The sequence below is a fragment of the Dysgonomonas mossii genome, assembly GCF_004569505.1.
Classification (GTDB): Bacteria; Bacteroidota; Bacteroidia; order Bacteroidales; family Dysgonomonadaceae; genus Dysgonomonas.
In genome coordinates this window covers 84,183-99,611 of record NZ_SPPK01000001.1, presented here as the reverse complement: position 1 = coordinate 99,611, position 15,429 = coordinate 84,183, and the positions used below count along the sequence as shown (strand labels likewise).

Below are 15,429 nucleotides of genomic sequence, written 5' to 3'. Positions count from 1 at the left end.
AATAACTATGAGTTTAAGATACAGTGTTATCGGCGACAATACGCCTGAAAATAGAGAGTGGTTGGAGAAGGTCGGGTATGGACTAGTTGTCAATAGTGAATTAGATAAATATATATGCGTATTCCATGATTCCTCTTATGCTGTTGGAGGTAACTTCATTCCAGACTATTTTTATCATAAGGCTATAAGCTGCATCGGTAACCCTCATTTATTCAGATCCGTAACAGCTATGAGGGATGATAGCGATTATATGCAGTGGTTTACAGATGGCAATATAAGGGTTTGCCGTAATCAATCAGATTTCAGATATGAAGTTTCAATACCTAGTAATATCGTGAAGGATGTTCACAAAGCTACTCTATCCGAACTTCAAGAACACTTCCAACGTGTATAGTAAAGTAACATTTTCTATACATATCAAATTAACGTGTATAAATTTTAAAGAAAAATAGATATGAAAAAATTTACATGGAATGATCTGCAAGAGCGGATAAATAATATGAGTGAAGAGCAACGTCAAAAACAAGTTTATTTCTTGACTGGGGACGACGATTCTTTTAAAGTTATAGACGACGTGGAATACGTGGAAAACGATGTATATGTAAATATATACGATCAAGATGAAGCTGGAACATTAGCAGACCTAATGCTTGCAAATGGCGAAGACTTCAATATTGAAGACTATAAGTTGTCTACACCTAAAGGAACACCTTTTTTGTGGGATGGAAACTAAAAATGAATGACATGAAAGTATTCAAGATCGACGACGGAGGCGTTATAACTTATGTAATAGCAAAAAATGAGAGTGACGCAATAGGAGAATATGTTACTAAAATGAATGCTGAGACAGATTGTATAGACCATATATCAGAGGTTGCATTAAATGAATTATCATCAATAATAATACATGATGATTTATCCGGAAAAGATATATCATTAAAGAAACTTATAGATAGGGAAAAATATACAGAATCTGATATCGTTGCTTGTTCTGAATGGAGTTAAAAGCATCATTATTTTAATCGAATTTTCGATATGACGAACTTTCGATAAGGAAAGCATAACTAACGTGCTATTTAGGATAGAGGCCTTTAAATTTGATTTAAAAGCCTCTATTTTTCATATAGTATAAGGTGGATATATTTTCGATACTTAGTGATATAATAAATAAGTAGCCAACAAACAACCGCCCCAACAACCGCCCCAAATAAACAGTGGCTGCATATAACAATAATATACAGCCACTTACAAACACCCATTGTGACCCCGGAGGGGCTCGAACCCTCGACCCATTGATTAAGAGTCAATTGCTCTACCAGCTGAGCTACGGAGTCGTTTGGTGAGTGCAAAAGTATAATAATTATTCTTTTTAAGAAAATTAATCTAAGAAAAATTAGCTTTTATTAATCACTCTTTTTCTTCGTCTTAAATAATATACTACTATAAATATAGCTAAACATTGATTTTGAATACAATAATTCTTCAGAGAACACCTTTTAACTAAAAAACATAGTTACAACTAAAACATTTAGTTATATTTGTTTTAAATAAATATCTAACATGAAAAACCTAACAAAAAAAGAAGAGGAAATAATGGACATTCTTTGGTCGCAAGGTCCTATGCGAGTCAAAGACATTCAAGATCTGTATGATGACCCAAAACCTCATGTAAACACAATATCAACATTAATTCGTATACTTGAGGACAAAGGCTATGTGGGCTACGAACCTACAGGAAAAGCTTACAGGTATTATGCACTGGTAAGCAAGGATAGCTTCAAAAAAAACACACTGACAAAGATAATCAGCGAATACTTCAACAACTCTTATTTGGGAGCAGTATCTTCACTTGTCGAAGAAGAGAAAATTTCCGTCGAAGACCTAAAGGGGTTAATAGAAAAAGTGGAAAATGCAGCTAAAAATAAAAAGTGATGGCAGACTTATTAATATACAGCACCAAGGTTTCCTGTGCTTTATTCTTCTTCTATATAATATATAAACTGGTATATAGCCGGAATAAATTTTTCAGAATAAACAGATTTTGTATTCTTTTATTTTATATCAGCAGCCTTTTTATCTTTCTTATAAAAATAAAAACCTCTGCACTAAACGAAGTACATCAGACCATTGCCGCATACGAATCATCACTGACCAGCGAATCGGCTCCGATAGAATTCATCCCCGCCACCTCCGCCACTTCTATAGTAGTCGCAGAACATGCAACAATAGATTGGATTAGGATAGTGGGAATCATTTATCTGGCAGGAGCACTCTTTATACTGATACGTAACACTTACTCTACTTTGCACATATTGGCTATGATAAAGGGATGCGAAAGACTGAAAACAGACGAAATCAATATTCTTATTACAGATAAAGACATCCCTTCATTCAGCTGGATGAATTACGTTATCATATCGCGAAAAGATTATAATGAAAACAAAGAAATAGTACTGACTCACGAATTATCGCACATAAAGAATAGGCACTCATTAGACTTGCTCTTTTCAGAGCTTTTCGTACTTTTTCAATGGTACAACCCCTTTGCGTGGCTTTTTAGAAGAGAACTGCGTAATGTTCACGAATTTGAAGCAGATAACTGTGTACTAAAATCAGGTATCGATACTAAAACATATCAAATTTTATTAATTAAAAAAGCTGTCGGCTCACAACATCTCACCTTTATGACCAACAGCTTTAACCACAGTAAACTCGAAAAAAGAATCACTATGATGTTAAAAGAAAACAACAATCCGCATGCAAAAATGAAGTATCTACTTCTGGTTCCTGTATTTGCAATTGCCGTATCAGTTTTTGCCCACCCTCAACTAACAAGTAAATTGGACGAGCTTTCAGACGCTGAAGGTATAGAAAAAAATGCTTATCCGCAAAAGACCGACAAGACTGATGAGAAAACTGAGGTAGCCGAAAATTCGGAAATAAACGTCGAACAACAAAAAACTGTCACCCACCCTTCCGACACTATCGACCTGAAAAAGTATAGGGTAGAAGCCTACAAAAAGGGCAAAAGAATCGATTTTAATTCATGGAAAAACTTTGAAAGAAAAGACGGCAAGATTCTTGTTACGTCAGACTCCGCATTTTATTACAAAGGTGATAAAATGCTATCCTATACTCACGGAGGAACAATTCACATTGCAGAAAACACCAAAAATTTAAACGCAGCAACAATACAACGCAGAATGATAGCTGCATATGCCATATCCCATGAAAAACAAAAGGATATGATAAATACAGCAGGAAGCGAAGAAGCTTTTTTTAAATCAATCGATTTGGATAAATACAGGATAGAAGCCTATCGGAACGGAAAGAGAATCAACTTTGATGACTGGAAAAATTTCAGCGAAAAAGACGGTTATATCGTTATAGACTTGGATTCGGCAAATTACTATAATGGTGATAAAAAAATCGGACAAGAGTCTGCCACTCCGGGACCGTTTCAAAAAAATATATCTAAAAACACTGAAAACCTGAATGGTGAAACAATCCAACAGAGTATAATCGGTATGGTTCTACTGCTAAATGGAATCAAGCCCCAATAAATAATCTTAAAGTATCAAAAAGAGCTGTATCCCCAAAATAAGGATACAACTCTTTTTCGTTTTCACTTTTCATTTTTCACCTATTATTCCTTACTTTTGTAGCCGAAGAGAGATTTCTCCTCCGTGTATCTTAGGATTAACCACGTAAAAAACAAAGTTATAGAATGAATAAAACAGAATCAGCGTTGGTCTTGTTTTCGGGTGGACAAGATTCAACAACATGCCTCTACTGGGCTCTTGAAAATTTCTCATCCGTTCGTACGCTGTGTTTTACCTACGGACAACGTCACTCCAAAGAAGTGGAAGTAGCAAAGGCTATTGCCGAAAAAGCCAATGTACCGTTCCAGCTACTGGATGCATCTATTATTAGTCAACTATCCGTCAACTCTTTGACAAGCGATATTGTTATGGATCAGGAAAAACCGGCAGACTCTTACCCAAATACGTTTGTACCTGGACGTAATCTATTATTTCTTACTTTTGCGGCTGTAATTGCTCGCTCGCACGGTATACGCCACATTGTAACAGGAGTATCAGAAGCCGACTACAGTGGTTATCCCGACTGTAGAGATACATTTATACTTTCAGCAAATGCTTCTATTAATCTGGCAATGGACGAACATTTCCAGATACATACGCCATTGATGTGGAGAGACAAAACTGCAGTATGGCAATTAGCTGATGAGCTGGGTGTTTTCGATATCATTCGTACTCAAACCCTGACCTGCTACAACGGTATCATTGCCGATGGTTGCGGACACTGCCCTTCTTGCAAATTGCGTAAACAAGGATTAGACAACTATCTAAAGACAAAACTATAATATGACAATAGAAGGACTTAGCCATTTAGGCGGAAAAACCGAATATAAAGATAATTATGCTCCTGATGTATTAGAAGCCTTCGAAAACAAACATCAGGGAAATGACTATTGGGTAACATTCAATTGCCCGGAGTTTACAAGCCTATGCCCTATTACCGGACAACCCGATTTTGCAACAATACACATCAACTACATACCTGATGTGAAAATGGTAGAAAGCAAGAGTCTTAAGTTATACTTATTTAGCTTTCGCAATCATGGGGCATTCCATGAAGACTGTGTAAATATTATGATGAAAGACCTTATTGAACTGATGAATCCGAAGTATATTGAAGTGGTAGGAATATTTACGCCACGTGGAGGCATTAGTATTTATCCGTTTTGCAACTATGGACGTCCGGGTACGAAGTTTGAACGACTGGCAGAAGAGCGTCTGATAAATCATAACCCACAGCAAATATATAAATAGTTAAGAGGCTTTAAAGCCTCTTTTTTTATTCTGATTATGCTATCTTAGGTCTTCGTTTTTGTACTCTTTTATAGACTACTGTAAACCAAACAGGCAGTATTATACCTTTACAAACCGTAGATATAGCAATTGCCCACCACACCCCAACAATGCCCATTTGCGAAGCCAGATAATAAGCCAAAGGGATGCGTAGCGCATTGAATGTGATGCTTATCACGGCAGGCTCTACTGTGCGGCCAATACCATTAAACATACCTTGTGTAGTCAACTCAAACATCATAAAAATCTGAACCAAGCCCATAACAAACAAATATTCGGCTCCGGCTCGCATAGCATTCTCTTCAGGAACAATAATTCCAAAAATTTGAGCACCAAACAAAATAAATGCAATACTGACAAAAACACCCAAGGTAAACATAACACGTATCGTATAGATATATGCCTTTTTACCTCTTTCCAATTTATTAGCAGCATAGTTCTGAGCAACAAAGGCACTCAGCGCCGTAGAAAATCCCTGTGATGTATTCCACGTAACGGCCTCTATCTGTCCTCCCGTTGTCTGAGCCATCATGCCTAAATGACCGCCATGAATAGAAGCCACACGAGCCAGATTCATATTGATGATGGCATACAATGAGTTCATTATTGAAACAGGCGTTCCCAGAAAAATTATGCGTTTAAGGTAAATACCTTTCGGCTTAATAAAGAAGGAGAAATCGCCTAAAATACGATTACCATATTTAATCTGATAAAAGAACAAAGAAAACACAAACAATTGTGCAGCAACTGTGCCAATAGCGGCACCGTGCAATCCCATCCCCATACCAAACATCAAAATAGGGTCGAGTATCATATTTAACACGAGCCCGGCTGCATTATTTTTGAACGGAACAGTACTTCGCCCTGCACCATTGTATATCCCTGCGAAATTGTATGACAAGAACTGAAACGGAAGACTAATAGTGAGTATTCGTAAATAAAGCACCGCATCGGCTGTAATATCAGCAGATAATTTGAAAAAAGACAAGATAGAATTAGCAAAAACAAAGAGTGTAGATACCCATACCACGCTAAGCACAATAGAGATAGTTGTAGAATGTGAGGCGTATATAGCTGCACGTTTCATTTTCTTCGCACCTATCGATTGACCGACTGCGACCTCCGATCCGATCATAGCCAGATATGCGACCGATGAAGTCAACCACAACAACATACCTATAGCACCGATTGCAGCTTCCGATTTGGTTGCTATTTCGGGGTGAGACACAGTACCCAGCCTGCCAACCCACGACATAGCCATCAGCGTGTAAGCCATCTGTAAAAAGCTTGTACCCATCAGAGGCAAAGCCAAGCGTATTAAGGTAGAGAATATTTTTCCCTCGGTAAGATTATGAATACCTGATTTCACGTGTATGAATTATAAATTTTTGAGCAGTTTGTCCCCATTTTCGCTATCCGAAAGCTCTTTAATTTCTAAAATAGTCTCCCACTCTTTCCTGAATTTTGCATTTGTATCAATCACAAAATCCTCTGAACCATACATCTCTATTTTCTCAAACAGATAACTTACGGTAATATGATTGATATCCAAAGCAGGTATAAAAGCGGGTACTAATGCGTTTTGAGATGGAGTCTCTACAATAAGACCGATATCCTGCAAATAAAAAAGAGTATCACTAGTCAATTTTGTCGGAATTTTATATTGCTCCGAAAGTTCATCAGCAGTATAAGGCATATCGCCTTTTTCAAACCGCTTAACAATCAAAGTCATTATTAGTAATGCAACAAAATCCTTATAGCGACGACTTATTTTAGAAGTTTCATGCTCGAAACTAAACTTATTTACATTCTGATAAGCAAAAGATAGCTGCACACCAAACAACACAAAAAACCATGTCAGTTGCAACCATAGCAGCAACAAAGGCAAAGCAGCAAAACTACCATATATAGCATTGTATTTAGAGATCCAAATCTGACCACCGATATACAGCATTTGGAATACCTGAAAACATATACCCGTAAACACACCGCCTAATAAGGCACTGGTAAACTTAACCTTCGTATTAGGAATATAGATATATAGTATTGTAAAGAGTAAAATGGTAATAAGAAAAGGAACAACTTTCATAAAAGGACCAATAACCAGTCCCAGTATATACTGTTGCTCGGCTGTAGTGCTCAAAAGAATATTAACCCCGGCATTGCATATAAGAAAAACAGGCGCAATAATGATAAGAGCCAGATAGTCCGTGAACATCCGAAAATAGGTACGTCCTTTTTTTATCTGCCATATTTTATTGAAGTTATCTTCTATGTTCGAAAGCAGATTGATTACAGTATATAATAACAAGATGACGCCGACGCCCAAGAAAATCCCACCCTGAGCATATTCGATCGATTTGTCGATAAAAGCTGTCGCCTTATTCAATATCTCTTCTTGTCCTGCAAAATAGCTAAAGAGTTGAGTCTTTACAATATTCTGAAAACCAAAGCCTCGAGCTATGGCAAACAATACAGCTAGCATGGGGACGATAGACAGTAAGGTGCTATATGTCAATGCTGATGCACGTGTAAAAAGTTGCTCTCCATCAATATTCCTGATGGCTAGGATAAAAGACTTAATAATATCGTACAATCCCATTTTACGAGACGATCTCTCGCGCTTGTTTATCCGCCAGATATCATACCTAAGAAATCGAATTACTCTTTTTACAAACTCTTTTATTCTTTCAATCATACGAGATTTTTATCCGAAATATTTACAAATATAGCTTGTTCTTTATAAGTAAACATACTTGATAGATAGAATCTTAAAAAATAGTAACAAATATATCTACCAATAAGATCAATCTTCATTACTAAAATTTGTAAAAAATCTCTACACTAGACCAATAACCTAACCATAAGAGACACTGTGTAGAATATTCACGAAAGAGGAAGACCGATAAGTATAATTTAACTTTGGCATAGAAATATAAAATATCTATACTGGGATATTTTTATTACTTTCGTGTTAGTAAATAACAATGATAGATCAAGCCACCATAGACCGTATAATAGATGCTGCACAAGTAGTGGATGTAGTGTCTCAGTTTGTTACGCTCAAGCGTAGAGGTATTAATTATGTAGGGCTGTGTCCGTTCCACGAAGACAGAACTCCGTCATTCTACGTTTCTCCATCTAAGAATATATGTAAATGCTTTGCTTGTGGCGAAGGAGGAACCGCTGTTCACTTCATTATGAAGCATGAGCAGCTCTCTTATTTCGATGCACTACGTTATCTCGCAAAGAAGTATAACATCGAAATACAAGAGCGGGAGTTAACCGATGAGCAGAAGCAGGCTTATAACGAGCGTGAAAGCCTTTTTATATTAAATGACTTTGCCCGAAATCATTTTGTAAAAACTCTGCATGAACATATCGAGGGTAAATCTGTAGGTCTAAGTTATTTTAAAGAGAGAGGATTCCGTGAAGATATTATACAGAAATTCCAACTCGGGTACAGTCTCGAACAAAGAGACAGCCTCACGCAGGAAGCTATAAAAAATGGCTATAAAGAAGAATTCCTTGTAAAAACAGGTCTCACGATAAAAAGTGAGAGTAACGGCGCTCTTATCGACCGTTTTCGAGGGCGAGTTATATTTCCCGTACACACGTTATCGGGGAAAGTTGTTGCTTTTGGAGGACGTATTCTAAAAAAGGCAGAGAACACAGGAAAATACGTAAATTCTCCCGAAAGTGAGATATACCACAAGGGCAGCGAACTATATGGAATATATTTTGCAAAACAAGCTATCACCAAAGCCGACTGCTGCTATCTGGTAGAAGGATACACCGACGTGATATCAATGCATCAGGCAGGTATAGAAAATGTAGTTGCTTCATCAGGGACAGCACTTACTCACGGACAAATCAGGCTCATTCATCGCTTTACAGAATATGTAACTATACTCTACGATGGTGATGCTGCGGGTATAAAAGCGGCGCTGAGAGGGATAGACCTCTTGCTTGAAGAAGGAATGAAAATAAAGGTGGTACTCCTTCCTGATGGTGAAGACCCCGATTCATTTGCACGCAAACAAAATGCCGAGTCGCTGACAAAATATGTACAGGAACATGAAGTGGATTTCATACGCTTCAAAACACAATTACTATTAGATGATGCAGGCAATGACCCTATAAAGCGAGCAACCCTTATCTCCGACATAGTAAGCAGTATAGCGGTTATCCCCGACAACATTATACGCAGTGTATATATAAAAGATTGCAGTATACTACTGAATATAGACGAACGGATACTTATTCAGGAAGTAAATAAGAAAAGGCTTGCTCACCTAGAGAAGGCTCCTCAGCCGAAAATAGATCCGGAACTATCGGCAATCAACGTTGACCTCTCGCAGCCTGAAGCGCATAGAGGGAAACCCGTTGTAAAAAAGACTAACATTGATAAGTTTGAGTTGGCGATCCTCTACTTTATTGTCCGTTATGGAATGGAAATATTGATAGAAGGAGGAGAAAATAATCCTGCGACAGGCGATATGCCGACAACCGTAATAGATTGGGTGAAATTTGACTTGCAAAGAGATGGTTTTTGGTTTACAAATCCTCTGTATAAAACAATACTGGAAGATGCAATAGAACACTCGGCAAATGAGTATTTCAACCCTAGCCGTTACTTTCTGGCTCATACAGACGCACATATAAGCAAAATTGCAGCCGAGTTGGTAAGCGACAGATATCAGTTGAGTAAACTGCATATAAAACAATTTGGTGAGAATCTTAAAAAGGAAGACACCCCTCTTGCCGAAGAAAAGCATCTCTGGAAAAACGTTCCTCGTGCAGTTACCGAGTTAAAAGATGCTCATATATCTAAACAGATGAAGGAGATCAAAGAAGATCTGGAAAAGAAACAAAAGGAGAAAGACTGGGACGGAGCTATTATCCTTATGCAAAAGCTTAAGGAAATGGACGAAATAAAAAAGATTCTGGCAAAAGAATTAGGCGAAAGAATTATTCTGCGATGGTAAACAGTCTAAAGTATTTATTGCCGTACCTTATCTTCACATCTCAATACCTTTAGAAAAGGAAATGCTTAGTCACATATCTATATAAAATACGACAATAACTCTTCGCAGAGACTTAAAGTACCTTATTCTTCATCCTCGACTATAAACCAGCGCGTACTATCTTTTTCTCTTGTAGCAGCTTGTCCCGGTTGCAAATCAGGAAGTTTCTTCAATATCGGTTCCATCTCCAATATCTCATCTACCGATACCAGATAAGCATCCTCTTCGTCATCAACTTCATCATCACCAAACAACTGCCAGTCTCCGTCTTCATCATAGAGGACGAAAGTTATCGGAGATCCGTTTGTTAGTACATAACTGGTTGTCAGTACCGATCTGTTTTTTTGTTCTTCTTTTAGCTTCATTGTTATATATTTTGAAAATAAAGGTAAGCATTATTTAATTAGACAAGGCCTGATTAACTCTCCTATTTATACGCCTTAACAAAGAAGCCTTTTTACATATATACATAAACAGCTTAGTGACAGGGGCGAAATAAAATATCTCAGCCATTATCTTCCGCTTCTTTATTGTTTTTATCACATCCTTATTTTGCACTTTGAGATTGGCTTCTGTAGATAACGATACAACTCTGAATATTTTTCGCAAATAATTACTAAGCATCATTTATTACAGAATAGTTGACACGAAGAATCAAGGATAGATAAGGACTTTTCGTTAAAACATCCTTAAAAAAGCTCAATAAAATTGCACAGGTCTTTCCTTCTTTTCCTAATTATATTTATTGGCAGTACTCTTGTACCTCCAAATAATAAGTTAAATGAAAAAATCGATAAGAATATTACTGCTTGGTATTTTATGTATATTTCAGTCATGCGAGATGATCGAATATCATCCGTACGATGGTCGCATTTCAGGGAAAACAGATATCAACAAAAAGAATATAGCACGAATAGAGGAAACTTGTAGAAACAAAGAAACAATACGGTTTGCGATGATTGGCGATACCCAACGATGGTATGACGAAACAGAGGCTTTTGTGAATGCACTAAATAAAAGAAACGATATAGATTTCGTTATTCACGGAGGAGACGTATCAGATTTTGGGCTTACCAAAGAATTTCTATGGCAACGGGATATTCTAAACAAACTGAAAGTACCTTATGTAGTCTTATTGGGAAATCACGATTGCCTCGCAAATGGGATAGAAGTCTTCAGGAAAGTTTTTGGTGAAGAAAATTTTTCCTTCATTGCCGGAAAAACGAAGTTCGTATGTTTAAACACCAATGCCTTGGAATTTGATTATTCGCTCCCTGTACCCGACTTTCAATTTATAGAACAAGAAATAAAAGACAAGAAGGATGAATACGATAAAACAGTAATGGCAATGCATGTCCGTCCTTTTTCAGAACAGTTCAACAACAATATAGCCAATGTATTTCAACGCTATATAAAAGAATTTCCGAATCTTCAATTTTGCCTCAATGCTCACGATCACAACATAGCAGTAGACGATCTCTTCGATGATGGAATAATCTATTATGGCACACCCAATATAGCTAAAAAGAAATATTTACTATTCACATTAAATTCAGATAACACCTATGACTATGAAGTGGTCGCTTATTAAATATATATCTTTTTTATCACTCATCCTATTATTCAACCTGTCCGGTTATTCTCAGAATGGCTACGAAAAACGTGTAGAAAAATATCAGAACCAGTGGGCCAATCTCATTCCTACACATATAAAATTTCAGTATGCAGGCGGCATGGGGCTTATATCGATAGGAACAGGATGGGACTATGGAAAAAACAATAAGTGGGAAACGGATGTGTTCTTTGGATTTCTTCCTAAATACTCAACAAAAGAAAATAAGATAACATTTACCTTGAAGCAAAACTTTATTCCTTGGACAAAGCCAATAGGGACAAAAGGATTCTATATAGATCCGCTAGCCTGTGGCTTGTATATCAACACTATCCTTAACGGAGATTTTTGGATAAGTGAACCCGACAAATATCCAAACGATTACTATTCGTTCTCTACGAAAATGCGTTTTAATGTCTATATAGGACAAAGGCTTACGTATAAGATTCCACACGAAAAGCGTTTTTTTGCTAAGTCTGTTACGGCTTTTTACGAACTAAGTACAAATGACTTATATCTTGCAAGTGCTTTTACGAACAAGTACCTTAAACCAAAAGACTATTTAAGATTATCGTTTGGTTTGAAGCTCCAATTCTTTTAAAAAATCAATATTGATCTTTTACAAACTTATTTTTAGAAGACAGCTTGATCGGATTGTTGGAGAACCAGTCTGTAAAGCTTTTCCATTTACTTTCATTCGCGGATTTCCACTGAAGAAATTCGGAAGGATCTCCCTGCATCAATATCCAATAGTTATAGGCTTCAAGGTGTCCGGCATCCATCAACAACTTTTGATAGTCGAGCAGTACATTTGGATATATATTCTCTATATTATTTTTATAGTAGATATTCAAAAAATTAGTGCGAATCTTACTCAATGTAGCCAAATCTAAAGTTTTGACATCCGGAAGAGACAACATAAGAATTGGTTCGTAGATACCACTACCAAAAGAGGATTCCGAATTATTTTTTAAATCTAGTCCTGCATATTTACAAAAACTGACAGACACAGCAGAGTCACTCACTATCGTGATCTCACTCTTATATGTCTCATAGAGCAACTTACTCATCTCAACCGTGCGATGTGTATTACGCTCCAGATTCATAAATAGTTCGCCGTAGAGCATCCCCCATACTTCATCTTCTGTATCTAAATATATTTTAGCTGCCCAATAATAATTAGAAGGATATTTAGGATCTGCTGCGATTCCCTTCTCAAAATAAGATAGTGCAGTGTATTTTTCATCTTGAGCCATATACGCATTTCCTAATTCAAAATAAAGAGCACCTGAATCGGGGAATTTCTTTATACCTTCCTCAAAGGTCTTTATTGCACCTTCATTATTTCCTATAGAGTTATAGCAAATACCCAACATCTGGAAAAATGTATCCGAAGCATCTTCATTTTCCTGTATCGGTTTCAGAATATTAATAGCCTCTTCATAATTTTCTTCGAGACAATGCGCATAAGCTATTTCGTAAGGATACACAATATTCGCCGGATCAAGCTTTTGAGCTTCCTTAAGCAGAGTGATACTTTCTTCTACTTTTCCACAGTCCATTAATTTTACTGCTTCTATTCCCTTTTGTGCCGCAATATCCTTTTTGGACTGCGAAAGCAAGGGAAGAGTTGAAAGAAAGAAGATTGATGATATAATTAAGATTTTCATTTGCGTCTAGTACATGTTTTTTATGGTGTTTAGCATAGCAAATATATAAATAAAAAAGACCGGAGATATAATTTCCGATCTTTTTTGCATTTATCTTAACGTCTATAAAACATTAATCATTGAATGTTGGCAATGAAGAGAACTCTTTCGAGTATCGAATCATTTGCTCTGCATAACCTTCTTTATAATTAATTTTCACATCTGTAATTTTACCATTGCTATCTTTCACCAATTCGAAAGTAGGGTTTACAAATCCCTTGTAAGGCTTCATATTCAACTTCTTATAACGAGCTAAAACTTCACTATGCAATTTTTGGTCTACCTTGACAGCATAATTTTCTACAATCGCTTTTGCCCCTTTAAAATCGCCTTCCGATTTTATACGTTGAATTTCAGCTAACAGATCCCCAAACAGAGTCCGTAATTTATTGTAATCGTTCACTACAACGTATGTTTTTCCGTCTCTCACTTTATATTCGACTACATTGTCTGCTTTTCCTTTTTCATAAACCCATTTAGCGATCAACTGACGATTGCGCATGTGCGATTCTTCTATATTCTTACCCGGTTCTATCCGCACCAACTGAGTCATAAGACCATTCATCATAAACTTATAATACTCCGCTTTGTATGCATCGCCATTCGGTATTATACCTAGTTCTACAAGCTTAGGATCGGCAAGGAAATAAAGACCGAACAAATCGGCACGGGCTTCTTCTATTGTCGAGCTGAATTCTCCTAATGCATTCGGATCAACCTCCGGCAGCAATTTACCCGAGCCATGCCCTAAACATTCGTGAAGGTCGGTATGCAATACGTCTGTTATAAAACCATATTGCTTTACTGAGTTAACTTCATGTTCAGACCACATAAACTCATCATTAAAGCCTGTATGTGCTCCAGCAGCATCGTAGGCCTCCATTATATTTTCTATTGTCACCGATTTTGACCCATGATCTTTCCGTATCCAGTCGGCATTAGGCAGGTTGATACCGATAGGCGTTGCAGGATAACAATCTCCGCCCAGTTGAGCTACTGTAATTACTTTTGCAGATACCCCCTTCACACTTTCTTTTTTGAAACGTTTATCCACCGGAGAGTGATCTTCAAACCATTGAGCGTTTGAGCTGATAACTTCTGTTCGTTTGGTAGCTTCTACATTCTTGAAGTTTACCACCGATTCCCAACTTGCTTTAATTCCTAGCGGATCACCATATACTTCGGTAAAGCCATTTACAAAATCAACCTGAGATTTCAGATCTTCTACCCACGCTATCGCATATTCGTCAAATGTCTTTAGGTCTCCTGTTTTGTAATAAGAAATCAGCTTAGTGATAACAGCTTTCTGTTGATCATTTTCAGCTACAGCTTCAGCCTTCTCTAGCCATCCTACGATTCGTTCAATAGCAGGGGAATAAAGACCTCCTACTTTCCACACATCTTCTACCAGCTTGTTCCCTTGTTTTACAAGGCGGCTGTTAAGACCGTAGGAAATCGGAGTTTGATCTGTCGTATCTTTCATAGCTCCATAGAAAGCCTGTACTTCTTTCTGAGTGACGTCTTCTCCATAATAGTTATTAGCTGAAGAAAGAATTAGGTCGTTACCCGACTGATTTACTTTCTTAGCCATCACATTCGGATCAAACATGACAGGAGTAATCATTTTTATAAAATCATCTGCATTCACAGATTCATTCCCCGAACGGCTGGTTCTTGGAATCAGATTATCGGGTAAGGCTTTAACCTGTTCGGCAAAAAACTGTTTAGAAAAGCCCGGAAGGAATTTTTCTTCTCCATAGTGGTGATGTATACCGTTAGAGAACCAAACACGTTTCAGATAAACCTCAAACTCTTTATAATCGTTCGTATTCTTGTCTCCTTTATAATTTTCATATATAGCTTCGAGCACACGGCGGATAGCCAGATTGTATTTATTATTTTGGTCGTAAAGAATATCACGCCCTTCGATGGCTGCCATCGATAGATAGTAAACCAGTTCCTTTTGTTGTAACGAAAGGTTATTGAACCCGGGAACGTAATAACGTAGAATTTGGAGATCGGCAAAGGCATCAACCTCATATTTAAAATCAGCAGGAACAGAGTCTGTCAATGCAGCCTCTCCAAGGGATGCTTTTTGCGTTCCTCCACAGCCTGCAAACAACATTGAAAATCCTGTCATAGCAATTAATACTGTTTTTTTCATTGAGTTATATATTTATTGTTCGATA

Annotated in this window: 15 protein-coding genes and 1 tRNA gene; 10 read left to right on the top strand and 6 right to left on the bottom strand. The window is 37.1% G+C overall.

Going from position 1 to position 15,429, the window contains the following annotated elements:
* Positions 1 to 7: 7 nt before the first annotated feature.
* Genes E4T88_RS00455 through E4T88_RS00445 form a run of 3 tightly spaced genes read left to right on the top strand, consistent with a single transcriptional unit; the run spans position 8 to position 1,005 of the window.
* Positions 8 to 394, top strand: a complete 387-nt coding sequence (locus E4T88_RS00455) for a hypothetical protein (RefSeq protein WP_135103517.1) — start codon at positions 8 to 10, stop codon at positions 392 to 394.
* 60 nt (positions 395 to 454) lie between these two features.
* On the top strand, positions 455 to 733 hold the full coding sequence (locus E4T88_RS00450; RefSeq protein ID WP_135103515.1) for a hypothetical protein: 279 nt from the start codon (positions 455 to 457) through the stop codon (positions 731 to 733).
* Positions 734 to 744: 11 nt separating this feature from the next.
* On the top strand, positions 745 to 1,005 hold the full coding sequence (locus tag E4T88_RS00445) for a hypothetical protein (RefSeq protein ID WP_135103513.1): 261 nt from the start codon (positions 745 to 747) through the stop codon (positions 1,003 to 1,005).
* 256 nt (positions 1,006 to 1,261) lie between these two features.
* On the opposite strand, the gene E4T88_RS00440 is transcribed toward E4T88_RS00445, so the two are convergent.
* Positions 1,262 to 1,334, bottom strand: a tRNA-Lys gene (locus E4T88_RS00440).
* Between the two features lie 226 nt (positions 1,335 to 1,560).
* Here E4T88_RS00440 and E4T88_RS00435 point away from each other — a divergent pair.
* From E4T88_RS00435 to queF, 4 genes are all read left to right on the top strand, one after another.
* On the top strand, positions 1,561 to 1,932 hold the full coding sequence (locus E4T88_RS00435) for a BlaI/MecI/CopY family transcriptional regulator (protein WP_135103511.1): 372 nt from the start codon (positions 1,561 to 1,563) through the stop codon (positions 1,930 to 1,932).
* Positions 1,932 to 3,563: a M56 family metallopeptidase gene (locus E4T88_RS00430; protein ID WP_135103509.1), complete on the top strand. Its 1,632-nt coding sequence runs from the start codon at positions 1,932 to 1,934 to the stop codon at positions 3,561 to 3,563. The genes E4T88_RS00435 and E4T88_RS00430 overlap by 1 nt, the downstream gene beginning before the upstream one ends.
* Positions 3,564 to 3,727: 164 nt before the next feature.
* Positions 3,728 to 4,384, top strand: coding sequence for a 7-cyano-7-deazaguanine synthase QueC (gene queC / locus E4T88_RS00425; protein ID WP_135103507.1), 657 nt, complete (start codon positions 3,728 to 3,730; stop codon positions 4,382 to 4,384).
* A 1-nt stretch (position 4,385) separates the two neighbouring features.
* Entirely contained in the window at positions 4,386 to 4,853 is a 468-nt protein-coding gene (gene queF / locus E4T88_RS00420) for a preQ(1) synthase (RefSeq protein ID WP_135103505.1), read from the top strand.
* Between the two features lie 34 nt (positions 4,854 to 4,887).
* Here the strand turns inward: queF and E4T88_RS00415 are convergent, their stop codons facing one another.
* Positions 4,888 to 6,261: an MATE family efflux transporter gene (locus E4T88_RS00415; protein ID WP_135103503.1), complete on the bottom strand. Its 1,374-nt coding sequence runs from the start codon at positions 6,259 to 6,261 to the stop codon at positions 4,888 to 4,890.
* 9 nt (positions 6,262 to 6,270) lie between these two features.
* On the bottom strand, positions 6,271 to 7,590 hold the full coding sequence (locus E4T88_RS00410) for a YihY/virulence factor BrkB family protein (RefSeq protein ID WP_135103502.1): 1,320 nt from the start codon (positions 7,588 to 7,590) through the stop codon (positions 6,271 to 6,273).
* Between the two features lie 289 nt (positions 7,591 to 7,879).
* Between E4T88_RS00410 and dnaG the strand changes: the two genes are divergently transcribed.
* Positions 7,880 to 9,880 carry a DNA primase gene (dnaG, locus tag E4T88_RS00405; protein WP_135103500.1) on the top strand — a complete coding sequence of 667 codons (2,001 nt, stop codon included), beginning with the start codon at positions 7,880 to 7,882 and terminating at the stop codon, positions 9,878 to 9,880.
* Positions 9,881 to 10,002: 122 nt separating this feature from the next.
* Here dnaG and E4T88_RS00400 read toward each other — a convergent pair whose 3' ends face one another.
* A complete protein-coding gene (locus E4T88_RS00400) occupies positions 10,003 to 10,284 on the bottom strand; it encodes a hypothetical protein (RefSeq protein ID WP_135103498.1) in 282 nt (93 codons plus the stop codon).
* 416 nt (positions 10,285 to 10,700) lie between these two features.
* Between E4T88_RS00400 and E4T88_RS00390 the strand changes: the two genes are divergently transcribed.
* Entirely contained in the window at positions 10,701 to 11,510 is an 810-nt protein-coding gene (locus E4T88_RS00390; RefSeq protein ID WP_135103494.1) for a metallophosphoesterase family protein, read from the top strand.
* Positions 11,491 to 12,132: a hypothetical protein gene (locus tag E4T88_RS00385; protein WP_135103493.1), complete on the top strand. Its 642-nt coding sequence runs from the start codon at positions 11,491 to 11,493 to the stop codon at positions 12,130 to 12,132. Before E4T88_RS00390 ends, E4T88_RS00385 begins: the two co-directional genes overlap by 20 nt.
* 4 nt (positions 12,133 to 12,136) lie before the next feature.
* On the opposite strand, the gene E4T88_RS00380 is transcribed toward E4T88_RS00385, so the two are convergent.
* Both E4T88_RS00380 and E4T88_RS00375 read right to left on the bottom strand, forming a co-directional pair.
* Positions 12,137 to 13,201 (bottom strand): tetratricopeptide repeat protein, encoded by a 1,065-nt coding sequence (locus E4T88_RS00380; RefSeq protein WP_228093639.1) that lies wholly within the window; start codon positions 13,199 to 13,201, stop codon positions 12,137 to 12,139.
* Positions 13,202 to 13,313: 112 nt separating this feature from the next.
* Positions 13,314 to 15,404, bottom strand: a complete 2,091-nt coding sequence (locus tag E4T88_RS00375; RefSeq protein WP_135103491.1) for a dipeptidyl-peptidase 3 family protein — start codon at positions 15,402 to 15,404, stop codon at positions 13,314 to 13,316.
* Between the last annotated feature and the right edge of the window lie 25 nt (positions 15,405 to 15,429).